The sequence below is a fragment of the Corynebacterium sp. LK31 genome (genome assembly GCF_014335015.1).
Lineage (GTDB): Bacteria > Actinomycetota > Actinomycetes > Mycobacteriales > Mycobacteriaceae > Corynebacterium > Corynebacterium jeikeium_D.
The window spans coordinates 497,157-520,217 of record NZ_PDGW01000011.1 but is presented as its reverse complement, the minus strand read 5'-3'; the positions used below and the strand labels follow the sequence as shown (position 1 = coordinate 520,217).

The following is a 23,061-nucleotide window of genomic DNA, read 5'->3' as shown; positions in this document are numbered from 1 at the left end:
TACTACTGCTGCGGCTGGCCAGGGTTGTTCTGGCCAGGCTGCGGCTGGTACGGCTGCTGCGGCTGAGCCTGCGGTGCCTGCTGCTGGTACTGCTGCTGCGGCTGGTACGGCTGCTGTGGCTGGGCCTGCGGAGCCTGCTGAATTGCAGCCTGCTCCTGGTGCTCGTCATCGTTGCGCATTTCCTTGACTTCGGACTTGAAGATACGCATGGAGCGGCCGAGCGAACGTGCGGCATCCGGCAACTTCTTTGCACCAAAGAGCAAGACAAGAACGACCAGGATAATGATGATTTCCCAGGGACCTAGGTTCGGCATCCGCTTAGAGACCTTTCAAATGAATACAAATACAAGTGGCAAGTTGCCACATCGTGCGCGATTTAAGCTTTGATTTAAGCCTTGTCGTTTCGACCATACTCTGCCAAAGCTTCGCGGGCTCGCGCAACAACGGCGTTTTTCAATTTTAAGGGCTCAGCGACCGTTACGCTCGGTGAACGGCGGAGCACAAAGGAGACTGTTGCGGCCAAGTCGGACATCGGCACGTCAGCGACAAATTCCGACTGCCCTAAGCCTTGGTCAGAGACCAGTTCGGTATCCTCTTCTTCTCCCTCATCTTCAGTAAAGAAGACCGGTTCATAGTCTGCGATCCAGGTGGCGTCGGCGTCGATAAGCACACTTGCCCATTCGGACGTTCCCGTTTCCGCACCAAAGGCGTGGGGATCACGGATATCGACAGGCTCGGGGCGGTGGAAACCGGAGGGAGTGTCGAGGACCTCGGCGGCCTCCAGGCGGTCGACGCGGAAGCTCTTCTGACGACGGTCTTCCTGCGCACGGTCGACAGCGCGGAGATACGTCGTGGATTCAACTGTATAAACGTTGACACAGTCAAGCTCACGGACTGTAATCTGCCCTGAGGCATTCCGGTAGCGCACCTTCAACACCTTGCGCTGATGCAGCGCGGAATAAATCTGCTCAGAAAAGGAAAAGGCCTTGCCATTTTCCGCAGCGGTCGAGTCAATGATGGGGACGTTTATTCCCAGAGCACTGCGTAGTTTTGTCGCGGCCGTCTGCGCGGCCTCGGAGGAAGTGGTGGCTGCGGAGTCCTCGATGGTTTCCAGGATGAGCAGCAAGGTCGCGGTTTCTTCGGCTGTGAGCGCACGTGGCTGGCTGAGCACCGTTGCCTGAGGGCGAATACGGACATCAAAGCTGTTGCGGTAATCAACTTCAAAAGCCCGCACTCCGAGGAGTCCCGGCTGGTCAATATCTGCAATCTGTTCCACGATTGCCCGAATTCGGGCAAAAGGTATGGCCAGTTCGGTAGCGGCCTCTGTCATTGAACGGTGCTGCGAAAAGTACGGTACGACCGCCAACAACTCGTCGACACTGACACCTGCGTCCAGTTCCCGGGCTGCATGCACTGTCATTAGTTGCCCTCCAAAGCGTTCTTCGCACCATTCGAACCGCCATGGCGAGCGAGTACCTGCTCCAACCGAGCAATAATCTCCGACCGTGCCTCTTCAGGTGATTCCACAATCAAATCCGGTGCGTAACTCAAACCTGTGGACACAATCTCACTCACAGGTGCCGCTGGCAGCTCGTAGCGCCCATCCCCCAACGCGGTCGCTTTCATCACCACATCAGCGCAGGTATTCGGAGCGATACGAACAACCGCCTGATAGGTCTTGCCACCGCGGTGCAACATGTTTTCCGCAATCTGTTGCAAGTCACCATCGGGCATTGGCTGGGTCGCCGACGTCCCTGTATCCGACACATCGCGGATACGGCTGAGCCGGAACATACGCGCGGCCTCACGCTGCGGATCAAAGCCCAACACATAAAAGCGCCCGCGCAGGTTAATCAGACCCCACGGCTCCAGCATGCGCAGTTCATCATCCACGCCGTACTGGCGGGAGTACCACATCTCCACTGTCCGGCGCGGCGAGGTCATCGCGGTCAGCAGTGTGCTGAAATCCACTCGACTCATATCCACCGCATCGGCCACCACCACCGACTCATCCGGCTTCGCAATGGCGCTGCGCTGCGCAAACGATGCGAGCTTCCGCCACGCCGCCACAGCCGTCGAGCTCAGCTCCTCCGAACCAAACGCCGCATTCGCCGCCTGGAAAACCACCGAAGCCTCCGCTTCAGTGAACTCGGGGTCGTGCTGGGGCCACCGTAGTCTGTTCAGGCGCAGACGTTTGACCTTATCGCCCGCGCTTGACGACGAAACCTCCACCGGGACCCCGGCTGCCAGGAGTGCCGCGGTGTCCGCACGTAAATAACGAGCCCGGGAATCCTCGGAAACACGGGAGTAACCCTCGACATGTTTGGAGATCCACGACTCGCTGACCCACCCGGTGTCGTCGGCAAGCGCCAACAGCAGCTGAACCTGACGTTGGTTCTCACTGATCGCAGCGGATCCGGGGTTTTCCGATACCGGTGAGACAGACACGACTGTGGGGCTCCTTTTCCTGGGGCAGTTTCCGGGGACGGAACTAGTTATTCGAATCCGTATCCGAGGTCTTCTTCGCGGCCGTCAGAATCTCGATCATCTCATTGACCTCATCGTTTTCCGTGGCAAAGGGGTCGCCGAGCATAGTGGAGATGGGATCGTCGCCGGAGATTTTCAGGTGTGTCCAGTCCACTACGGTCTTCAAACTGGAGTCTTCGGCTGCAACGAGGAAATCACCGCGCAGCTTCGCACGAGTAGTTGGCGGTGCGATGCGGACCGCCTCAGCGACCTGCTCATCGGTAATCCACCGCGAGGCAATACCACGGGCTTCCAGCGCGCGGAAGATGCCTCGGCCGGGACGGATGTCGTGGTAGGCCAAGTCGATTTGATGAAGCTTGGGGTCCTCCAGCGTTAGACCGCGGTCCAGGTAGCGCTTCATGAGCGAGTACTTAATGGCCCAGTCAATGTCGTGCTCAATGAGAGACCAGTCACCGGTTTCCACGGCATCGAGCGCGCGACCCCACAGCTCGACAATGCGGCTCATTTCTTCGTTGGACGTGCCGGCACCGGCAATGCCCTTGTCCTCGTTGACCATGTTTTCTTCGCGGACCTTCAGCCACTCCGTCGCAGCGTCCAGGAACTCGCGTTGAATCTGCAGTGCGGTGGCAGTTTCGCCACTTCGCAGTGGAATCTCGGCCTTGCCGGTCATATCGCGGCTCACCGCACGGATGGACTTGATTTCGTTGGCGACTTCGAAGTCCGGCAACTTCACGCCGGCTTCAATCATCTCCAGTACCAGCTGAGTGGAGCCAATTTTGAGCGCAGTCGTCGTCTCACTCATGTTGGAGTCGCCCACGATGACGTGCAAGCGGCGGAATCGGTTGGAGTCCGCGTGTGGCTCATCGCGAGTGTTAATAATCGGCCGGGAGCGCGTCGTTGCACTGGAGACGCCCTCCCACACATGATCCGCGCGCTGCGAGAAGCAGTACTGAATCGGATCGTTGTGATACGGCGAGGTTGGGTACGGCAGGAAAATCTTCCCCGCGCCACAGATGAGCTGTCGCGTAACCAAGAAAGGTAGCAGCAGCTTGGACAGGGACTTCAGTCCCAGTTCACGTCCAACCAGGTAGTTTTCGTGACAACCGTAGGAGTTACCGACGGTATCAACGTTGTTCTTCAGCAGGTAGACCTTGCCACCGATGCCCTCGTCGGCAAGCTCTGCTTCAGCCTTTTCAGCGAGTTCATTCAAGATGACCTCGCCCGAGCGGTCGTACGCTACCAGCTGCGAGACCGAATCGCACTCAGCGGTAGCGTACTCCGGGTGGCTTCCGACATCGAGGTACATACGACCAGCATTGGGGGTGAAAATGTTGGTTGCCCCGTACTTAGCGATCACCGGGCGGAACATGTAGCGGGCAATCTCATCCGGTCCCAGACGGCGCGAGCCATCCAGCGTCAGAGTGATGCCGAACTCGGTCTCAATACCGGTGATGCGTCGGGTCAACGCCTGTGCCGGTACCGGTGTCGGCGTTGCTTCCGGCTCCTGCTGCCCTACCTGCTGGTCAGTCACTTTTTACTGGCCACCCTTCTGGACATACGAACGCACGAACTCCTCGGCGTTGTTCTCCAGCAGACCATCAATTTCATCCAGCAGGTCGTCAGCAGCTGCAACGTGCTCCTGAGCCTGACCGCCGCCAGCGACCTCGCCGAACTCTTCCTCGTCGCCTCCGCCGGAACCGCCGCCGAAAACCTGAGTGTTACCAGCCATGATATTGCTCCTTAAAAATGAACTTTTGAGTATTACTGCTCTATTACTGCACTATGTGTGCCTATTGTTCGCGGATAGCCCCGAGAGTACGCAGATGCTCAACCACCTTGGCCACTGTCTCCGCAGACTCCAACACGTCACCGCATTCTGCGGCAGTGAAACGGTCAACTTCATCCAGCGTAATGTAGGCCAGCGTAATTCCAGGCGACTCCACGTCACGAGTGCTCCGATACACCCCCGCGGTGTCCACCACCAAGCTGGTCCAACTGCCCGCGACGACATCCTTGCCAAAGCGGCGCAGAATGCCACCGCGTACATACGCACGCGTAGACTCCGGTGCGTATTCAACCGCTCGGTCGACTTCTTCCTCGGTCACGAGTGTGCGCATCGAACCGCGGCGCACCAGCGCATGGTACAGCCCACGAGCAGGGTCAATATCCGAGTACTGAATATCAATCAACGCCAACTTCGGGTGGTCCCAGCCCGCGCCCAGGCGGGTACGCAGGCCCTCCATGAGGTTGTATTTCGCCACCCAATCCAGCAGATGGGCTGCCTTGCGGAGGTCGTCGGAAAGCACGTCGAGCACTTCACGCCAGAGCTTGACGACGTCGCCCTGCTGGTCGTAGCTCTCCACGCGACGCAGGTACTCGTACTGCATTTCCACTGCGGACATCCACGTGACATGGTCTGCCAGCTGCAGCTTCTCGGTGCAAGTCAAGTCTCGGGAGACCTTATGGACGGCCTCGACGGGGTTGCGGAGCTGCAGGTCGTCGAAACGCACGCCGTCCTCGATGGCGTCGATGACCAAACCTGTGGTGCCCAGCTTGAGGAAGGTGGCGACCTCGCTCATGTTGGCATCACCGATGATGACGTGCAGGCGGCGGAAGCGATCGGAGTCTGCGTGTGGTTCATCGCGGGTGTTGATGATGCCGCGGTTCAAAGTGGTCTCCAGCGAGACCTCAGTCTCGATGTAGTCCGCGCGCTGCGAAATCTGGAAACCCGACTCCTGCCCCGTCTGCCCCAGACCCACGCGACCAGCGCCCGTGAACACCTGGCGGGTGACGAAAAACGGCGTCAGACCGGCGACGATGTCATCGAACTCGGTTTCTCGGGAGAAAAGGTAGTTCTCGTGGGCGCCATACGAGGCACCCTTGCCATCGACATTGTTGCGGTAGAGCTTGAGTACCGGGCCGGGGTTGCCCTCGGCATCGGTGGCTTCTGCGGCAAGCTGAGCTGCGCGCAGCATAATCTTGTCACCTGCGCGGTCAGCGATAACCGCCTCGCGGGCGGTTGCCGTCTCCGGTGAGGAGTACTCCGGGTGCGCGTGATCGACGTAGAAACGGGCACCATTTTGCACCAGCAGGTTTGCAGCGCCGACGGCATTCGGGTCAACAATCGGTGGCTGGTGGTAACGGCGCAGGTCGAAACCACGGCTGTCGCGCAGTGGCGACTCTGGTGCGTAATCCCAGCGGATGCGCCCCGACATGCCCTCCTCCTGCTCATGCGCGAAAGCGAGCACGGCCTGCGTGGAGGTGAGAATTGGGCTGACATCCGGGTTGTCCGGGCTGGAAATGCCGTACTCAATCTCCGTGCCGAAGAAGCGGTTCGACTGTGCAGAACTGGCGGCGGATTTAGCCATGGCGAATCACCTCGACCGAGGCAACGCGCGCCGCTGGACGACCGGAGATGCGAGCCCACTCATCTGGGTTCGAGGTGTTCGGCAGGTCCTCGTTCTGCGCGAACTCCTCCGCCACTGCGGACAGCAGGTGATCCAAGCTAATACCAGCCTCGCCGCCAGCGATAACCGACTTGATGGCGGACTTCTTCGCACGGTCGACGATGTTGGAAATCATCGCGCCGGAGTTGAAATCGCGGTAGTACATAACCTCGCTGGTGCCATCTGCATAGCGGATCCGCACGTACTCATTTTCTTTCGTCTTGGCGTACATCCGCTCAACAACGTGGTCAATGAGGTGGGCGACATTCTGCTCCACCCCGCCGCGTGTCTCCACCTCGGCTGCTTTATACGGCAGCTCTGGAGTCAAGTACTTGCGGAAGATATCCTTCGCCGCAGCCTCATTCGGGCGCTCAATGCGGATTTTCACATCCAAGCGTCCTGGGCGCAGAATTGCCGGGTCAATCATCTCCTCGCGGTTGGTGGCACCAATCACGATGACGTTTTCCAGCCCCTCCACACCGTCAAGTTCACTGAGCAGCTGCGGGACCACTGTGTTTTCCATATCAGAGGAGATGCCCGAACCACGAGTGCGGAAAATCGAGTCCATCTCATCGAAGAAGACAATTACCGGCTTGCCATCCTCGGCAATGTCGCGAGCGCGGTCAAAAATCAGGCGAATCTGACGCTCGGTCTCACCCACGAACTTGTTCAGCAGCTCCGGGCCCTTGACATTCAAGAAGTACGATTGCGCCCGCTGCGCCTCCGCCTCGCTCTTGCCTCGGGATAGCGCAATCTTGCGTGCCAACGAATTAGCCACAGCCTTGGCAATCAGCGTCTTACCATTGCCGGGAGGGCCGTAGAGCAGCACACCCTTCGGCGGACGCAGGTTGTACTGTTCAAACAGTTCTGGCTGCAGGAACGGCATCTCCACGGCATCGTGAATCTGCTCAATCTGACTGTCCAAACCACCGATATCCGTGTAGGTGACATCCGGTACCTCTTCCAGCACCAGGTTTTCCACCTCGGACTTCGGAATGACCTCAAACGCATAGCCCGACTTGCGGTCAATCATCACCGAGTCCCCCGGCTTCGGCGACAAATCCCCCGCCAGAGACACCACGAATTCCTCACCGTGAGTATCCGAGGCCAAAATGCGCTCCCGATCCGGCAGCACCTCACGAACATTGGCGATGTCGCCGCTTTCCGGATAACCGCAGTCCTCCACGATTATCGAGCCCTCATTCAGACGCACCTGCGCACCCGGCCGAAGCGCCCGCTCATTAATCTCCGGCTGCACCCGCAGGCGCATCCGTCGATTTCCGGTAAAAACCTCTGCGGTGCCTTTCTCCGGCCCCGGCTTAAGGAAAATACCGTACGTGCTAGGCGGCTCCAGCATGTCCTCCATGTCTTGGCGCAGTAGCTCTAGCTTGTTACGGGAGTCCCGCAACAGCTCAACCAGGCGATTATTACGAATGCCGAGGTTGTAGTTCTTCTGCTCAAGATCACGGATTTTGTCAGACGGCGTTGTCATGTATCCCAGATTACCCATAGGGCCAGATGCCGTTGTTGCTTGGTCGATTTAGACCGTGTGTCGCATCACGCTTTACGACGGCTACACCTCCCAGCGCGAAGCGGCGGGTCTAGAGCTTCTTTTGATTTCGTCGCTGTGGGCGCGGAGGCACCGTGCCGTCGGCAAGCCTGCGTGCCCACACCAGGAATGCGGTATGCGCCTGCATACGGTGCGCCGGGCGGACGGAGAGATCCTGAACATTCCAGTCGCGGACCAGGGATTCCCAGGCGCGTGGTTCGGTGAAGCACTTCTGCGCGCGGATGCCCTCCATGACTTTCATTAGCTGCGGAACAGTGGCGACATAGACCATGAGCACGCCGCCAGGCTGAAGCACCTTCGAGACGGTATCCAGGCATTCCCACGGAGCGAGCATGTCCAGAATGACTCGGTCGACCGGGCCGCCGAGCGACTCGATGGAGGCCTCGTTGAGATCGCCCAGGCGCAAGTCCCAGTTGTCGGGCTTGTGACCCATGAAGTCGACAACGTTGCGTTCGGCGTGCTCGATGTGATCCTCGCGGACCTCGTAGGAAATAAGCTGCCCGTCAGCGCCGATGGCGCGGAGCAGGTTGAGGCTGAGCGCGCCGGAGCCAGCGCCGGCCTCCAACACGCGCGCACCTGGGAAGATGTCGCCCTCGACGATGATCTGTGCAGCATCCTTCGGGTAAATCACCGCAGCACCGCGCGGCATGGACAGGACGTAATCGACCAGCAAGTGACGCATCGCCAGGTAGACGGTGCCTTCGCCGGAGGTGACGGTGGTGCCTTCCTTGGCGCCGATGAGGTCGTCGTGGAGGATGGTGCCGCGGTGAGTGAAGAACTTGCCACCCTCCTCGAGGATGACGGTGAAGTGGCGATTCTTCGAGTCAGTCAGCTGGACTCGGTCGCCGACTTGGAATGGTCCGCTCAATGCCATAGGTGTGTGGGCTCCTTTTGGGGTTTGGTTGGGTCGGGTCATGTCGGGTTGGGTCTGGTTCGGTTTGGTTGGGTCGGGTCATGTCGGGTGCAGCCAAATCCGGGCGGTACTCTAACCTGGCTAGTATGCCCGACAATGCCCAAAGTTCTAAGTCAGCAGTTCAGCCTTCCCGCCGCTCTAAGTTGGCGCTGTCGCCGTCGAGAGCTAATGACTACCGCCAGTGCCCGCTGAAGTACCGGTTCCGTGCGATTGACAAGATTCCGGAGCCATCGACTGTCGCGCAGGTCAAGGGCACGTTGGTGCATGCTGTGCTCGAACAGATGCATGCCTGGCCCCGTGAAGAACGCACTTACCCAGCGGCGGTGAAGCGTCTGAAGCCGACCTGGGAGGACATGCGTGCAAAGGACGAGGAACTGATTGAGCTAGTTCCGGAGGATGATTACTACGACTTCCTGGTCGAATGCCGCGGCCTGCTCAAGGGATATTTCATGATGGAAAACCCCATGGGCTTCGATGCTGCCGAGATGGAAAAGTTCGTTCAGCTGGTTATCGATCCGGATGCAGATCAGACTGTGCCGTTGTCGGTGCCACTTCGTGGTTTTATCGACCGCGTCGATATTGCCCCGACCGGTGAGGTCCGGATTGTCGACTACAAGACGGGCAAGAAGCCCTCTCCTCGCTTCCAGGATGAGGCGCTCTTCCAGATGCGGTTTTACGCGCTGGTGTGGTGGCGACTCACCGGTCGTATCCCGGAACAGCTGCGGTTGATGTACCTGAAGGTTGCCGATGACCTGGTGCTCAGCCCCACCTCGGCGGAATTAGAGGCCTTCCAAGCGGAGATTGCCGACTTGTGGTCGGCGATCGTGCGCGACGGTGAAAACGGTGACTTTGTGCCGAAGAAGTCCAAACTCTGCGGATGGTGTTCTTTCCAGGAGCTGTGCCCTGCCTATGGCGGGGTCACCCCGGAGTACCCCGGTTGGCCGGGTGCTGTCGGCGATGGTGGCGCTGAGTAAAAGCTGCGGATGGCGGTGGCTCTCGCGGCGATGTTAGCTTTCGCGGGGTGCCGCCGTCGGCGGTAACGGTGCCAGTAAAAGTTACTGACTAGGTTTATGACAGGTGAATGGAATTCACAGCTTCGATTTTGTCATAAACCTAGTCAGTTTCTCTATGCGGTGTTTTAGGTAGTCCCCCACTACAGCAGTGCGCTGCCGAAGGCGAATCCGAACGCGACGGACAGGGCAATACATAAGGTTCCTGGGATGATGAACGAGTGGTTAAACACGTATTTGCCAATTCGGGTTGTGCCAGTGTCGTCCATCTCCACCGCGGCAAGGAGCGTCGGGTAAGTAGGCAGTACGAATAGCGCGGAAGTCGCTGCGAAGGAAGCAATCGCAGTGATGGGAGAAACTCCCACCGCGAGTGCAGCGGGCATGATGGCCTTTGCCGTGGCCGCCTGCGAGTACAGCAATGCGGCCGCAAAGAATAGCACGATTGCCAGCATCCACGGCATTGTGGTCAGTAGGCTGCCGGACGCGGCCTTAATGTCGTCGATGTAGTGGTTGATAATTGTGGTTCCCAGCCACGCCACACCGAGAACGCAGACGCTGGCGGACATGCCCGATTTGAACACCGGTGTGTTCAAAATGGTTGCCGCGTCCAACTTGCAGGCCAGCACGATAACGGTGGCGGCGGTCAACATGATTGACATGATTGCCTCGTTTCGTGGGAGCGTGGGATCAGCGATGAGGCCGACCTGTTCAGTGCTGATGGTCGCATAGACCATCACCGCGAGAATCGAGAGTAGGAAAACCGCCACGGACCACTTGGCCGACTTGGTTGGCACGTATTCGCTCATCTGGCCACGTGGCTTGGAGACTAACCCCTTTTCCAAGCGGCTTTGATACTCCGGATCGTCGTCAAGCTCTTTGCCTAGGTGATTCGTGACAAAGGCGGTCGGAAGGATGGCGAGGAACGTCGAAGGAATGACAATCGCCAGGAGTGTGAGATAACCAACGCCGCGGGGTTCCATGAGCGAAGCCATGAGCACCACAGCCGCTGAGATGGGTGATGCCGTAATCGCCAACTGAGATGCGATGACCGCCACGGACAGCGGACGGGACGGGCGAACGCCTCCCTCCTTGGATACTTCGGCGATAACTGGGAGGGTGGAAAATGCGGTGTGGCCGGTGCCGGCGAGCAGTGTCATCAGGTAGGTGACAACCGGGGCCCAGTAGGTGATGTGTCGCGGATTCTTGCGCAGCAACCGTTCGGCAATGTGGACGAGATAGTCCATGCCTCCGGCCTTCTGCATAGCGGCAATTGCCGCGATTACCGACATAATGATGCCGATGACATCGAACGGAATGTCGTCTTTGGTGACCGGAACCCCGGTGATGCCCAGCGCCAAAACGCCCAGCCCACCGGCGAACCCGATAGCAATTGAACCAAGACGCGCGCCAAGGAGGATCGCTGCTAGAACGATAGAGATTTGGACGGCAACTAACATGTGTATCTCCGAAAAGTCACTCGTTAGACTTGTTGCCGCTTAGGACAAATCGTCGAGGCGAGACTCCCCTGCCACATAGCGCTTACCCCGATATTCCGGGTGCATGAGGTTCTCGGTGCTCAGGACCTGGTTGAGCTCCTTCTCGTCCATCAGCCTGCGTTCGAGGACAATGTCCCGGACGGAGCGGCCGGTGCGAGCGGCTTCCTTGCCGACCATATCGCCCTCGTGGTGGCCAATGACCGGATTCAGGTAGGTCACGATACCGATGGAGTTTTCCACATAGCCGCGGCAGACTTCCGGGTTAGCGGTGATGCCGGTAATGCACTTGTCGCGCAGAGTATCGGTAGCGTTGCGCAGCAGTTCAATCGATTCGAAGAGGCATGCGCCGATGACAGGCTCCATCACGTTTAGCTGCAACTGACCGGCCTCGGCTGCCCAGGTCAGGGTCACGTCGTTGCCGAAGACCTTGAAGCAGGCCTGGTTCGCGACCTCCGGGATTACCGGGTTAACTTTTGCCGGCATAATCGAAGACCCAGCGGCGCGCTCCGGCAGGTTGATTTCATTCAGTCCTGCTCGTGGACCCGATGCCAGCAGGCGCAGGTCGTTGCACATCTTGGAAATCTTCATGGCCGCACGCTTCAGGGATGCATGCACGCTGACGTAGGCGCCGGTATCGCTGGTGGCTTCGATCAGGTCCTTCGCAGAGGTCACCTTAAAGCCACTGACCTCACGTAGTGCCTGGGTCACGGCCTCGCGGTAGCCTGCCGGCGCATTCACGCCGGTACCGATAGCGGTTGCTCCCAGGTTGATTTGCAGCAGGCGTGCCGACGCAGTTGCGATGGACTCCTGCTCTTCCTCAAGGTTGTGGGCAAATGCGTGGAAAGCCTGTCCCAGGGTCATTGGAACGGCATCCTGCAGCTGCGTGCGGCCCATTGTGATGATGTCGTTGAATTCATCACCCTTGGCGTGTAGGGCCTCAACCAGGGAGTCGAAGTGCTTCTGCAAGCTCAGTAGCGACATGTGGATAGCAAGACGGAAACCTGTTGGGTAGGCGTCGTTGGTTGACTGGCACTGGTTGACATCATCGTTGGGGTGAATGACGTCGTATCGGCCCTTTTCCAGACCGAGCAGTTCCAGAGCGAGGTTAGCGATGACCTCGTTGGTGTTCATGTTGAGACTGGTGCCAGCGCCACCCTGGAAGACATCGATTGGAAACTGATCCATGCAGCGTCCCTTTTCCAGGATTTCATCACATGCGGCGACAATGATGTCTGCAACATCGCTGGGCAGCGTGTGGACGCGCTGGTTGGCAATGGCCGTGGCCTTCTTAACCATCACCATGCCACGAATGAATTCGGGCACGTCGTTGATGGTCTTGGCTGAGATTTGGTAGTTGTCGATTGCGCGCAGGGTGTGGATGCCGTAGTAAGCCTCTGCCGGAACCTCCATAGAGCCAAGCAGGTCGACCTCGGTACGTGTTGCGGACATGTGGAAGCAATCCCTTCTAGCCTTTTAGCAGGCCTAGTAGACGCAGCCTTGTGGGCCACATTTAGTGGCGATGATTGGTTACACCGCCAAAACTACAGTGCTGGCGTATGTGCCGCATGTACAGGCATAAAGTTACTGCTTCGGTCCGGCTAACGCCGTGCGCACTCTTAGTGTCAATATTACTACCTACGCTAGCGTAGGTAAAGGGTGGATTCAGCTAGGAAGCTCCCACTGGATAGCGTGTAAGGTTCGCGTGACTTAAATACGCGCGATACGGATATTCGAAGCCAAGATCGCCTCGGCACCAATCTTCGCCAGGGCATCCATGAGCGGGTTGGCCTCTGCCTTCGGAACTAGCGCGCGAACTGCTACCCAATCCTCGTTAGCCAGCGGCGACACGGTCGGACCAGACAGGCCCGGGGTGAGCTTGGATGCCTCTTCCAGCGCGGACGCACGGATGTTGTAGTCAATCATCAAGTACGTCTTGGCATGCAGAATGCCGGTCATGCGACGTAGGAACACCTGCTGCTCCTCGGTGACCTCTACGCCCTTGCGTCCGACAACAACTGCCTCAGAGCTGACCAAAACATCGCCGAATGGCTTCAATCCCTGCTTGCGCAGGGTACGACCGGTGGAGACAACATCGGCGATTACGTCGGCAACTCCCAAGCGGATGGAAATCTCCACTGCACCATCAAGGCGAATGACGGTGGCGTTAATGCCACGAGCCTTCAGATCCTCGCGCACCAGGTTCGGGTACGAGGTGGCAATGCGCTTGCCCTCCAGAGCTTCTACGGTCCACTCCTCATCGGCCGGAGCGGCGTAGCGGAAGGTTGAGGCGCCGAAGCCCAGATTCAGAACCTCATCGACCGGAGCCAGCGAGTCAGCGGCCAGGTCGCGGCCGGTGATGCCCAAATCCAGATGGCCGTTGCCAACGTAGATGGGAATATCCTTCGGGCGGAGGAAGAAAAACTCAATGTCGTTGGCTTCGTCGTGGATGGTCAGGCTCTTGGAGTCGCCTCGACCCGGGTAGCCAGCTTCCTTCAGGATTTCGACTGCCGCCTCGGACAGCGATCCCTTGTTGGGCACGGCAATACGCAGCATGGTGTTGATTTCTCCTACAGGTACTTGTAAACATCCTCGGGGCTCAGCCCGCGACCGACCATGACCACCTGCAGCCAGTACAACAGCTGCGAAATCTCCTCTGCGAGGGCTTCGTCAGATTCGTGCTCAGCTGCAAGCCAGACCTCACCGGCCTCTTCGACAATTTTCTTGCCCTGGAAATGCACACCAGCGTCCAGCGCCTTGACTGTGCCCGATCCCTCGGGGCGCGACTGTGCTTTTTCCTTCAGCTCTGCAAACAGGTCATCAAAGTTCTTCACCCGGTCTATTGTTCCATGTCGTCTACTCGCCCGCGAAAGCAGCCCGCAAAAAGCCCAAATTCGAGGTATCCAAATTGCCCGAAATGAAGCGCGCCGGGGGTACTAACGTCCCCACATCAGCCTGCGAAACGCTCACATCCGGCATTGGATTCCACACCACCGTGCATCCCGCAGCGAGTGCAGAGCGCACCCCCGTTGAGGAATCTTCGATAGCCAGGCAGTCCTCTGGCGCAAATCCGGCTAGCTCTGCGCCACGCAAGTACGGATCCGGTGCCGGTTTGCCGTTGGCCACCTCATCGCTACACACTGTTGCGGCGAAGTGCTGCTCCCCCATGACATCAATGCAGGGTTGCGCCACGTGCCGACGGGTATTGGTTACCAACACCACCGGAATGTCAGCAGCCCGGGCCTGGTCCAAAATCGCCGGCACACCCGGGCGCCACTCCACCCCATGTTCTAGAACCAATTCAGTGAAGCGACCTTCGACGAATTGGGAGCCCGAGGCAAACAGCTCGTCGTCAAGCGTGCGTCCCGCATGATCAGCACAAATCGACAGCGTGTCCCAGAGCGTGTTGCCGACGCACTGCATGCGCAACTCCGGAGTCAGGCGGCGGCCTACGAATTCCGAGAGGTCGTACGTGGCAATCTCCCACAGAGGTTCCGTGTTGATGAGGCTGCCGTCCATGTCCCACAAAATTGCTTTCACACCATGCGACTATGCCAGGCAATCAAGCATTTAGCGATTATGTCAGCAAAACCGTCGGATGAAGGTTTAGAGTTTCAGGAAGGAAAGTATGTTGCGGTGCTGCATGAAACCACCGCATGAACGTGTCCCGCGTGAATGAAAGGCATCGACTCGCTATGACAACCACTGAAGATTCGCTCGCCCAGGCTATCGACCAACCCGAGGCATATTTCATTCCGCTAGGGACGGTCACCGAAGGCGAGCTCAGCTACGAGCGCTTCATGCCCACCAGCTTCACTTATGGGGCGTGGGGGCCGTTTCAGCACGGTGCGCCGCCGTCGGCGCTGCTGACGCGCATGTTGGAGCGCCGCCGTCTGGAAAGCGAGGGGATGCGTATTACTCGCATCGCCGTGGATCTGTTGTCGGCTGTACCGTACACGGAGCTCCGCGCGCGCTCATGGGTCTCGCGCCCGGGGCGGCAGATCGCCAAGGTCGAAGCCGAATTGCTTGCCGACGTCAAGGGTGCCTGGCGGCCAGTTGCCACGGCGTCCGCATGGATGATGGCCACTGCGGATACGCGGGATATTGAGCGTGCATTCGACAAGCAGGTGCCCGGGCCCGAGGAATGCAGCGCCGAGTACATTCCGCTTACCGACGATTGGAGTGGCGGCTACATCGAATCAATTGAAGCCCGCGCCGGCGCGACGGAAGAGCTGGCCGAGACGCAAATTCACTGGGTTCGCGCGCAGTACCCAATCGTGCTCGGGGAGGAGCCGACTGCGGTGGAGCGAGTCATGCAGGTAGCTGATACCGCCAACGGTATCGGGGCCACGCTGAGCCCGCACCAGTGGGCGTTTATGAATACCGACTTAGTGGTTCACCTGCACCGACTCCCCCAGCTCGGCGCCTCGGAGAAGTCGGCGGAATCGGAGTTGCAGTCGGAAGACGGCGGCTGGGTGGGCATCGCCGCCCGCGGTTCCATTGGGCCGGACGGAATCGGCATGACCGCGGGCGAGCTCTACGATGTGCACGGCCCCATCGGCCGCAGCATGCAGACCTTGCTGGTGCGACCGCAGGGATAACGCGAAGCTACACGTTAAAGTACTTCGCTTCCGGGTGGTAGAGCACGAACGCATCGGTGGACTGCTCTGGGTGCAGCTGGAGCTCCTCAGAGAGCTCCACGCCGATGCGCTCCGGCTGCAGCAGGTCAATCATGCCCTGACGGAAGGTCAGATCCGGGCAGGAACCATAGCCGAAGGAGTAACGAGCGCCACGGTACTTCAGGTCAAAGAAGTCCTGGGTATCGTCGGAGTCTTCCGCGCCAACACTTGTGCCGTCGGAGAACGCGAGCTCGGAGCGAATGCGCTGGTGCCAGTACTCGGCCAGCGCCTCGGTGAGCTGCACGCCGATACCGTGAACCTCCAGGTAGTCGCGGTATTCGTTCTTGGCGTAAATATCGTTGGCGAAGTCAGCGATGGGCTGTCCCATGGTCACCAGCTGGAACGGCATGACGTCGGTCTGTCCTGCGGCGATGGCATCTTCGCGCGAGCGAATGAAGTCAGCAATGCATAGGAAGCGACCACGCTGCTGGCGCGGGAAGGTCCAGGACACCACTGGCTCTGCCGCGGGGTCGGGCTGCTCCCCTTCCGCAGGTAGCGGCAGTACGTGTACGGTATCGCCCTCAGAAACTGCTGGGAAGTAGCCATAGACGACAGCCGCATGCTGGAGGATGTTCTCGGCGCGCAGGCGCTGCAGCCATGCGCGCAGGCGTGGACGACCATCGGATTCGACCAGTTCCTCGTAACTCGGCCCCTCGTCGCCGCGGGTGCCGCGCAGTCCCCACTGCCCCATGAACAGAGCGCGTTCGTCGAGGGTGGTCAGGTAGTCGTCGAGGGGCAGGCCCTTGACAATGCGGGTTCCCCAGAACGGCGGTGTCGCAACGGGGACATCAGCGGCGACATCGGAACGCTCCGGCACCTCGGGGGCTTCAGCAGCAGCCTTGGCGGCGCGCTGCGCGGCGATGCGCTTGGAGCGCTCACGGCGGGCGCGGCGAGCTTCCTTCTTCTCGCGGGCAGCAATGGCCTCTGGCGAATTCTCGTCTGGGCCGAGGCCCTTCTTAGCTGCCATCAGCTCGTCCATGATGCGCAGTCCTTCGAAGGCATCCCTGCCGTAGTAGACATCGCCGTGGTAGAGCTCGGACAGGTCGTCTTCCACGTAGCTACGCGTCAGCGCGGCGCCGCCGAGCAGTACTGGGAAGCGGGTGGCATCGCCGGCGGAGTTGATCTCCAGCAGGTTGTCCTTCATCACCACAGTGGACTTCACCAGCAGGCCGGACATGCCGATGGCGTCGACATCCAGTTCCTTGGCGGCGGACAGAATCGTAGCGATCGGCTGCTTAATGCCCAGGTTATGCACGGTGTAGCCGTTGTTGGAGAGAATAATCTCCACCAGGTTCTTGCCGATGTCGTGGACATCGCCCTTCACCGTGGCCAGCACAATCGAACCCTTGGAGCCCGTGGCATCCTCGGCATCCATAAAGCCCTCGAGGTAGCCCACCGCGGCCTTCATCGTCTCGGCCGACTGCAGCACGAATGGCAGCTGCATCTGGCCGGAACCGAACAGGTCACCAACGGTCTGCATGCCACGCAGCAGGTCCTCGTTAACAATCGCCAGCGGTTCCTTTTCCTTCATGCCCTCATCGAGGTCAGCCTCGATACCCGTGCGCTCACCGTCGATGATGCGCTGCGCCAGGCGGTCGAACAGCGGCATGGCGGCAAGCTTTTCGGCCCGGGCGTCCTTCGCGTCAGCGGCGGAGACTCCTTCAAAGAGCTCCATGAATACCTGCAGTGGGTCGTACTCCCCGTCGGGGTGTCCCGCTTCACGACGGCGGTCGTACACCATATCGAGAGCGACTTCGCGCTGCTTGTTGTCAATCTTGTTCATCGGCAAGATCTTGGAGCTGTGGGCAATGGCGGAGTCCAGGCCGGCCTCGATGCACTCGTTGAGGAACACCGAGTTGAGTACCTGGCGAGCCGCCGGGTTCAGACCGAAGGAAATGTTGGACAGACCGAGCGTGGTGTGCACGTTCGGGTGGCGACGCTTAAGTTCGCGGATGGCTTCGATGGTTTCGATGCCGTCGCGGCGAGTTTCCTCCTGGCCAGTGGAAATCGGGAAAGTCAGACAGTCGACAATAATGTCCTGCTCGCGCAGTCCCCACGTGCCGGTGATGTCGGCGATGAGACGCTCGGCGATCTCAATCTTCTTGTCCTTTGTACGCGCCTGACCTTCTTCGTCGATAGTCAAAGCGACCACGGCAGCACCGTGCTCAACAACCTGGCGCATAATGCGCTGGTAACGCGAGTCCGGGCCATCGCCGTCTTCAAAGTTCACAGAGTTGACCGCGCAGCGACCACCGAGGTGCTCCAGGCCAGTCTTCAAAACCTCCGGTTCCGTGGAGTCCAGCATGACCGGCAACGTCACCGAGGTGGCGATCTGCGATGCCAGGGTTGCCATGTCATCGCGACCGTCGCGCCCCACGTAGTCCACACACAGGTCAATCATGTGTGCGCCATCGGTGACCTGACCGCGGGCGGTGTTAAGGCACTTCTCCCAATCGCCGGCCAGCATGGCCTCGCGGAAAGCCTTGGAACCGTTGGCGTTGGTGCGCTCACCAATCATGGTGATGCCGGTTGTCTGCGTCAGCGGGGCTGCCGAGTACAGAGAAGCGACCTCATCGATTGGCTTTGCATCCGGATCCGTCGATGGGCGTGCTGCCTGAACAGCAGGGCCCTGCTCAGCGTAAGCGCCTGCACCGGTAATAGCATCGCGAACAGCGGAAACATGCTCCGGTGTGGTACCACAGCAGCCACCGACCATCGCCAGGCCAAACTCTTCAACAAAGCCGCGCAGCGCTGTGGCCAGCTCTGGGGCGGTCAGCGGGTAGGTCGCACCGTTCTTACCCAGCACTGGCAGACCCGCATTCGGCATTACCGATACCGGGATGGAGGCGAAATTGGACAGGTAGCGTAGGTGCTCGCTCATCTCGTCCGGACCCGTTGCACAGTTCAGGCCAATCATGTCGATACCCAGCGGCTGCAGCGCTGCCAGGGCTGCACCAATCTCCGAGCCCATCAGCATGGTGCCTGTGGTCTCGACAGTCACGTGGACGACAATCGGAATCTTCTTCTCAGCCTGTCGCATGGCGGCCTTGACGCCATTGACTGCTGCCTTGACCTGCAGCAAGTCTTGACAGGTCTCAATCAAAAACGCATCCGCGCCACCGGAAATCATGCCGAGTCCGGCCTCCGTGTAAGCGTCGCGAAGCTGAGCGTACGGAGCGTGCCCCAAAGACGGCAGCTTCGTGCCCGGGCCCAGCGAACCGAGGACAAAGCGTCGCATACCCTCGCGCCCCGGCCCCATTTCGTCAGCGACCTTGCGGGCGATTGCGGTGCCCTTGTGCGCTAGCTCCTGGATACGGTCTTCAATGTCGTAATCCGCGAGGTTCGGGAAGTTGCAGCCGAAGGTATTGGTTTCCACCAGGTCGGCGCCGGCCTCGAAATAACGCCGGTGAATCGTCTCGATGATGTCGGGACGAGTGTCATTGAGAATCTCATTACAGCCCTCGTAGCCGAGGAAGTCCGCGTCAACGTCGAGGTCAAAAGACTGCAGCTGGGTACCCATGGCGCCATCGCCAATGAGTACACGGCTGTGCAGTGCGGTGAGGAACTCGGAAGAGTGGCGATCAGTCATGAATAGACACCTTAGTCTACTTTCATAACCGCGCCGTTAATCGGGCTGGTTATTCCATCTCAAAGTAGCTTTCCGCCTTCACCGCAGGCAGGTCCAAACCGACAGCCTTCGTTGCGGAATTGATAATCGCGAGAATCTCGTCGAGCTCCTCATCAAAAATCGAGCCACCGTGCTCATGCTCAATCGCAGCCACGCGCTGTAGGCAGTTCTCTACCGCCTGCGTTGCGGCTTCTTCTCGCTTATCGACGGCCAGTTCCGCCGCCTGATCAATACCAGCGGCGGCCTCACGGAGGGCTTCCCCGACCTGGTCGGCTACCGATTCGTCAAAAAGTGGCTCCCAGAACTCGCGTTCCTCGGGCTGCAGGTAGCTGCCGGTGGCAAACATGCGCAAATCGGCAACTAGCTTATCGATGTTCTCTTGCGTTACTTCGACAGCAGACAGATCTGAGTTGCTCATGCTCAAATTTTAACGCCAAGCAGCGCGTCCAGCGCGGCGGCAACGAATTCTCCGGCACCCGCTGCGCCGGTTACTGTGCCAGCATCTGCCTTGTTGCTGGTATCCGAGGACCACTCCGCAGCCCAGGCATCGATAGCGGCCAGAGCAGCCGGCGTATCCAGGTCATTGGCCAGGCTTGCGCGCACATCGGCAACCAGTGCCGCTGCTGCGCTCACAGCCTTCTCATCGGTGGCAGTCTTTGTAGTTGCGCAAGCCGCACGCCAGGCCTCGTGACGTGCCTTGGCCGCCTCCAGCACCTCGTCCGACCAATCGCGATCAGAGCGGTAATGGCTGGCGAAGACGCCAATGCGAATAGCACTCGGGTCGACGCCGGCGGCCACCAGCTTGGAGACAAACACCAGGTTGCCCAGCGACTTGGACATCTTCACGCCATCGAGCGCAATCATGCCAGCGTGAACATAATGGCGCGCCATACGTGCACAGCCAGTAGCGGCTTCAGCGTGAGCCGCCGAGAACTCGTGGTGCGGGAACGCGAGATCCGAGCCACCGCCCTGAATGTCGAAGCTCTTACCCAGGCGGTTGGTGGCAATCGCCGAGCACTCAATGTGCCAACCCGGCCGGCCCGCACCGAAAGGAGCCTCCCAGCTTGGCTCCCCGGGGCGAGCGGCACGCCACACCAGCGCGTCCAGTGGGTCCTCCTTGCCCGGGCGATCCGGGTCGCCACCGCGCTCCGCAAAGAACTCCGCCATCTGCTCTGCCGAGTAATTGGACTCGTAACCAAAGTTCTCAGTGGCACTCTTGCGGAAGTACACATCCGGGTACTCGTCATCGGTGAGCTGGTAGGCCGAGCCATTCTCCAGCAGCTTCTCGACCATTTCCACGACCTCGCCCACGGACTCAATGGCGCCGATGTAGTCGCGCGGTGGAATCACCGACAGGTTTTCCATATCCGAGCGAAACAAATCAATCTGCGAGGTGCCCAGCTCGCGCCAGTCCACCCCATCGCGCTCCGCACGTTCGAACAACGGGTCATCGACATCGGTGATGTTCTGCACGTAATGCACCGAGTGTCCATTATCCAGCAGCTGACGGTAAATCAGATCAAAGGTGAGGTAGGTTGCTGCGTGCCCCAGGTGCGTGGCGTCATAGGGTGTGATGCCACACACGTACATGGTCGCCTCCGGTCCCGCTTCCACCTGGGAGACCTTCTGATCCGCGGTGTCGTAGAGGCGTAGGGGTACCGATGTTGAGCTTTCGTCGTCAAGCGAATGCGCCTTACCTGTATTGCTGGCGCGGTTGAACACATCGAAACGCGCATCGCCGAGACTGGGAACCTGTGGTTGGGGCCACGAATGCATTAAATACTCACTACCTCACTAAACAGCGTTGATCGTGCCGAAGCCGAGCAACACCATAACAATCAAACCGACCGGGATGCGGTACGCGGCGAACCAAGCGAAGGAGTGGTTCGACACGAACTTCAGCAGCCATGCAATAGACGCATAGCCGACGACGAAGGCAATCAGCGTACCGATGGCCAATTGCGCACCACTAGCGGCCTGTCCCGCCGCAGGGTCAAACGCGTCTGGAAGCGAAAAAATTCCAGCAGCGAAAACAGCGGGGATAGCCAGCAGGAAGGAAAAGCGCGTTGCAACCTCTCGGTCCAAGTGCAAGAACAGGCCGGCAGACACCGTACCGCCCGAGCGCGACACACCCGGAATGAGCGCCAGGCACTGCGCGAAACCCATGACGATGGCATCTCGCATGGTCAGCTCTTCATAGTTGCGCTCACGACGGCCGAACTTCTCTGCGGCGATAAAGACAAAGGAGAAAAGCACCAACACAGCGGCTGTAATCCAGAGATTGCGCAGGTTATCGCGGATGAGGTCCTTCCCCAGCACACCGATGATGGCAATCGGCAGCGTACCGACAATCACCATCCAACCCATGCGGTAGTTGAAACCGCGGGCTTCCTTATTGAACAGACCGGCAAACCAGCCAGTGAGGATCTGCCAGATGTCCTTGGCGAAGAACACCAACACAGCCAATTCGGTGCCAAGCTGCACCACAGCGGTGAAGGATGCACCGGCGTCCTGGCCCCACAGCAGCTCGGAGACAATCCGAAGGTGCCCCGAGGAACTCACCGGGAGAAATTCCGTCAAACCTTGCACTACGGACAGGATGATCGTCTGGGCCCAGGTCATACCGGTGCCGGCGGTATCGGCAGCGGTATCCGCTGAGGCGCTTAGTGTCGTCATGATAGTCACGGCTGTATAGGCTACTCGTCCGGTTTGTGTTGTGGCTATAGCGAGGTTTCGGTGCGGCGATAGCGAGACCTCTCCCGCGGAACTTTTCCCGCGACCGCACACGGGTGTCCTAAAGTAAAAATCGTGCAACAACGAATTCTGGGCAACAGCGGTTTACGCGTCTCCGCCTTGGGGCTGGGTACGGCCACCTGGGGTGCGGGTACCAGGCAAGACGAGGCCGGACGCATCCTGACGGACTTCCTCGACGCCGGAGGCAACCTTGTCGACGCTTCCCCACTCCACGGCGGCGACACTGTTGCCGACATGCTGGGTGCGGTCATCGCAAAGCGCGGCGTTGCCGACGAATTGGTGCTCTCGGTCGCATCTGGCATACACCCCGAGCGGCCCGTCGGCAGGCGCGTGGACTGCTCGCGTAAGACACTGCAAAAGGACCTCGACGAAACGCTCGGACGCCTCGGCGTCGAACACATTGACCTGTGGTCGCCCGGCTACTGGGATGGGCTGACCCCACCGGAAGAGGTCGCCGATACCCTGGAATGGGCTGTGCGCACGGGGAAAGTACGTTACGCCGGAGTGCGTGGATACAGCGGTTGGCAGGCAGCGGTGACGCATGCCGCCGCGGATCGAATCGCTCCGGTGTTCGCACAGCATGAGTACTCGCTGCTCCAGCGAAGCCCTGAGGCAGAACTGCTGCCCGCCTGTGAGCATTTGGGGCTCGGCTTTATCAGTGGCGCCCCACTGGCCCAAGGTGTTTTGACCGCCAAATACCAGCACATCATTCCCGAAGACTCCCGCGCTGCTTCCGAACACGCCGACGCAGAGGTACAGGACTATCTCGACACACGCGGCGTCACGGTTGCAGGCGCGCTGACCACCGCAGCCAAGGGGCTCGGCGTCAGTGCTGCCGTCGCAGCGATTTCCTGGGCACGCGATCGGCCGGGCGTCACCTCGATTCTCGTTGGCGCTCGAGACCGCGCTCAGCTACGCGAAAACCTCACCTCCGAACAACTCACGCTGCCACCGCAGATTTGCAACGCGCTTGACGACGTCACGCTGTAATCAGTAACGGCAGTCTTCTAAAGACTTATAAGGCACAACGAATGCGAGAACCTCCCACGGCTGGAGGCGTCCACAAAGTAATCAGGCCGGG

General features: G+C 59.5%; 20 protein-coding genes. 3 read left to right on the top strand and 17 right to left on the bottom strand.

Annotated features, from left to right (window positions below; translation table 11 throughout):
- Nucleotides 1-2: 2 nt before the first annotated feature.
- From tatA to CRD18_RS04565, 8 genes are all read right to left on the bottom strand, one after another.
- Nucleotides 3-314, bottom strand: coding sequence for a Sec-independent protein translocase subunit TatA (tatA, locus tag CRD18_RS04600; RefSeq protein ID WP_049170543.1), 312 nt, complete (start codon nucleotides 312-314; stop codon nucleotides 3-5).
- Between the two features lie 74 nt (nucleotides 315-388).
- Nucleotides 389-1,420: a YafY family protein gene (locus CRD18_RS04595; RefSeq protein WP_049170545.1), complete on the bottom strand. Its 1,032-nt coding sequence runs from the start codon at nucleotides 1,418-1,420 to the stop codon at nucleotides 389-391.
- Nucleotides 1,420-2,448, bottom strand: coding sequence for a YafY family protein (locus CRD18_RS04590; protein ID WP_049189894.1), 1,029 nt, complete (start codon nucleotides 2,446-2,448; stop codon nucleotides 1,420-1,422). Before CRD18_RS04590 ends, CRD18_RS04595 begins: the two co-directional genes overlap by 1 nt.
- A gap of 43 nt (nucleotides 2,449-2,491) precedes the next feature.
- The gene (gene pafA, locus CRD18_RS04585; protein ID WP_049189969.1) at nucleotides 2,492-3,952 is read right to left on the bottom strand and encodes a Pup--protein ligase; all 1,461 of its coding nucleotides are present in this window, start codon (nucleotides 3,950-3,952) and stop codon (nucleotides 2,492-2,494) included.
- A 69-nt stretch (nucleotides 3,953-4,021) separates the two neighbouring features.
- Nucleotides 4,022-4,216, bottom strand: a complete 195-nt coding sequence (locus tag CRD18_RS04580; protein ID WP_005510795.1) for a ubiquitin-like protein Pup — start codon at nucleotides 4,214-4,216, stop codon at nucleotides 4,022-4,024.
- Nucleotides 4,217-4,277: 61 nt separating this feature from the next.
- Nucleotides 4,278-5,855, bottom strand: coding sequence for a depupylase/deamidase Dop (gene dop, locus CRD18_RS04575; RefSeq protein WP_070827721.1), 1,578 nt, complete (start codon nucleotides 5,853-5,855; stop codon nucleotides 4,278-4,280).
- Nucleotides 5,848-7,425, bottom strand: a complete 1,578-nt coding sequence (gene arc, locus CRD18_RS04570; protein WP_242458672.1) for a proteasome ATPase — start codon at nucleotides 7,423-7,425, stop codon at nucleotides 5,848-5,850. Before arc ends, dop begins: the two co-directional genes overlap by 8 nt.
- 109 nt (nucleotides 7,426-7,534) lie before the next feature.
- Nucleotides 7,535-8,377 carry a tRNA (adenine-N1)-methyltransferase gene (locus CRD18_RS04565; RefSeq protein ID WP_048734095.1) on the bottom strand — a complete coding sequence of 281 codons (843 nt, stop codon included), beginning with the start codon at nucleotides 8,375-8,377 and terminating at the stop codon, nucleotides 7,535-7,537.
- A 125-nt stretch (nucleotides 8,378-8,502) separates the two neighbouring features.
- On the opposite strand from CRD18_RS04565, the gene CRD18_RS04560 reads away from it, so the two are divergent.
- Nucleotides 8,503-9,390, top strand: a complete 888-nt coding sequence (locus CRD18_RS04560) for a RecB family exonuclease (protein WP_070567070.1) — start codon at nucleotides 8,503-8,505, stop codon at nucleotides 9,388-9,390.
- A 179-nt stretch (nucleotides 9,391-9,569) separates the two neighbouring features.
- Here the strand turns inward: CRD18_RS04560 and CRD18_RS04555 are convergent, their stop codons facing one another.
- The 5 genes from CRD18_RS04555 to CRD18_RS04535 form a co-directional block, all read right to left on the bottom strand.
- Nucleotides 9,570-10,883, bottom strand: a complete 1,314-nt coding sequence (locus CRD18_RS04555; protein ID WP_070429706.1) for an anaerobic C4-dicarboxylate transporter — start codon at nucleotides 10,881-10,883, stop codon at nucleotides 9,570-9,572.
- Nucleotides 10,884-10,922: 39 nt separating this feature from the next.
- Nucleotides 10,923-12,371: an aspartate ammonia-lyase gene (gene aspA, locus CRD18_RS04550; protein WP_070429707.1), complete on the bottom strand. Its 1,449-nt coding sequence runs from the start codon at nucleotides 12,369-12,371 to the stop codon at nucleotides 10,923-10,925.
- A 258-nt stretch (nucleotides 12,372-12,629) separates the two neighbouring features.
- On the bottom strand, nucleotides 12,630-13,475 hold the full coding sequence (gene hisG / locus CRD18_RS04545) for an ATP phosphoribosyltransferase (protein ID WP_016422792.1): 846 nt from the start codon (nucleotides 13,473-13,475) through the stop codon (nucleotides 12,630-12,632).
- A 14-nt stretch (nucleotides 13,476-13,489) separates the two neighbouring features.
- A complete protein-coding gene (locus CRD18_RS04540) occupies nucleotides 13,490-13,753 on the bottom strand; it encodes a phosphoribosyl-ATP diphosphatase (protein WP_005510825.1) in 264 nt (87 codons plus the stop codon).
- 22 nt (nucleotides 13,754-13,775) lie between these two features.
- Complete coding sequence (locus CRD18_RS04535) at nucleotides 13,776-14,459, bottom strand: HAD family phosphatase (protein WP_083276364.1); 684 nt, start codon at nucleotides 14,457-14,459, stop codon at nucleotides 13,776-13,778.
- 155 nt (nucleotides 14,460-14,614) lie between these two features.
- Between CRD18_RS04535 and CRD18_RS04530 the strand changes: the two genes are divergently transcribed.
- Nucleotides 14,615-15,520 (top strand): thioesterase family protein, encoded by a 906-nt coding sequence (locus CRD18_RS04530; RefSeq protein WP_016422790.1) that lies wholly within the window; start codon nucleotides 14,615-14,617, stop codon nucleotides 15,518-15,520.
- Between the two features lie 7 nt (nucleotides 15,521-15,527).
- On the opposite strand, the gene metH is transcribed toward CRD18_RS04530, so the two are convergent.
- Genes metH through CRD18_RS04510 form a run of 4 tightly spaced genes read right to left on the bottom strand, consistent with a single transcriptional unit; the run spans nucleotide 15,528 to nucleotide 21,902 of the window.
- The gene (gene metH, locus CRD18_RS04525) at nucleotides 15,528-19,187 is read right to left on the bottom strand and encodes a methionine synthase (protein ID WP_049193510.1); all 3,660 of its coding nucleotides are present in this window, start codon (nucleotides 19,185-19,187) and stop codon (nucleotides 15,528-15,530) included.
- A 49-nt stretch (nucleotides 19,188-19,236) separates the two neighbouring features.
- Nucleotides 19,237-19,644, bottom strand: coding sequence for a hypothetical protein (locus CRD18_RS04520; RefSeq protein WP_016422788.1), 408 nt, complete (start codon nucleotides 19,642-19,644; stop codon nucleotides 19,237-19,239).
- 2 nt (nucleotides 19,645-19,646) lie between these two features.
- Complete coding sequence (gene mshC / locus CRD18_RS04515; protein ID WP_070604591.1) at nucleotides 19,647-21,002, bottom strand: cysteine--1-D-myo-inosityl 2-amino-2-deoxy-alpha-D-glucopyranoside ligase; 1,356 nt, start codon at nucleotides 21,000-21,002, stop codon at nucleotides 19,647-19,649.
- Nucleotides 21,003-21,020: 18 nt separating this feature from the next.
- The gene (locus CRD18_RS04510) at nucleotides 21,021-21,902 is read right to left on the bottom strand and encodes an undecaprenyl-diphosphate phosphatase (RefSeq protein ID WP_040361409.1); all 882 of its coding nucleotides are present in this window, start codon (nucleotides 21,900-21,902) and stop codon (nucleotides 21,021-21,023) included.
- A 132-nt stretch (nucleotides 21,903-22,034) separates the two neighbouring features.
- Here CRD18_RS04510 and CRD18_RS04505 point away from each other — a divergent pair, with 132 nt between their 5' ends.
- Nucleotides 22,035-22,970: an aldo/keto reductase gene (locus CRD18_RS04505; protein WP_049170569.1), complete on the top strand. Its 936-nt coding sequence runs from the start codon at nucleotides 22,035-22,037 to the stop codon at nucleotides 22,968-22,970.
- The last annotated feature ends 91 nt before the right edge of the window (nucleotides 22,971-23,061 follow it).

What these genes read in the sequence shown, in the direction of transcription:
- tatA (WP_049170543.1), bottom strand. Translation starts at nt 314, where the DNA reads ATGCCGAACCTAGGTCCCTGGGAAATCATCATTATCCTGGTCGTTCTT.
- CRD18_RS04595 (WP_049170545.1), bottom strand. Translation starts at nt 1,420, where the DNA reads ATGACAGTGCATGCAGCCCGGGAACTGGACGCAGGTGTCAGTGTCGAC.
- CRD18_RS04580 (WP_005510795.1), bottom strand. Translation starts at nt 4,216, where the DNA reads ATGGCTGGTAACACTCAGGTTTTCGGCGGCGGTTCCGGCGGAGGCGAC.
- dop (WP_070827721.1), bottom strand. Translation starts at nt 5,855, where the DNA reads ATGGCTAAATCCGCCGCCAGTTCTGCACAGTCGAACCGCTTCTTCGGC.
- arc (WP_242458672.1), bottom strand. Translation starts at nt 7,425, where the DNA reads ATGACAACGCCGTCTGACAAAATCCGTGATCTTGAGCAGAAGAACTAC.
- CRD18_RS04565 (WP_048734095.1), bottom strand. Translation starts at nt 8,377, where the DNA reads ATGGCATTGAGCGGACCATTCCAAGTCGGCGACCGAGTCCAGCTGACT.
- CRD18_RS04560 (WP_070567070.1), top strand. Translation starts at nt 8,503, where the DNA reads ATGCCCGACAATGCCCAAAGTTCTAAGTCAGCAGTTCAGCCTTCCCGC.
- CRD18_RS04555 (WP_070429706.1), bottom strand. Translation starts at nt 10,883, where the DNA reads ATGTTAGTTGCCGTCCAAATCTCTATCGTTCTAGCAGCGATCCTCCTT.
- aspA (WP_070429707.1), bottom strand. Translation starts at nt 12,371, where the DNA reads ATGTCCGCAACACGTACCGAGGTCGACCTGCTTGGCTCTATGGAGGTT.
- hisG (WP_016422792.1), bottom strand. Translation starts at nt 13,475, where the DNA reads ATGCTGCGTATTGCCGTGCCCAACAAGGGATCGCTGTCCGAGGCGGCA.
- CRD18_RS04530 (WP_016422790.1), top strand. Translation starts at nt 14,615, where the DNA reads ATGACAACCACTGAAGATTCGCTCGCCCAGGCTATCGACCAACCCGAG.
- metH (WP_049193510.1), bottom strand. Translation starts at nt 19,187, where the DNA reads ATGACTGATCGCCACTCTTCCGAGTTCCTCACCGCACTGCACAGCCGT.
- CRD18_RS04520 (WP_016422788.1), bottom strand. Translation starts at nt 19,644, where the DNA reads ATGAGCAACTCAGATCTGTCTGCTGTCGAAGTAACGCAAGAGAACATC.
- mshC (WP_070604591.1), bottom strand. Translation starts at nt 21,002, where the DNA reads ATGCATTCGTGGCCCCAACCACAGGTTCCCAGTCTCGGCGATGCGCGT.
- CRD18_RS04510 (WP_040361409.1), bottom strand. Translation starts at nt 21,902, where the DNA reads ATGACGACACTAAGCGCCTCAGCGGATACCGCTGCCGATACCGCCGGC.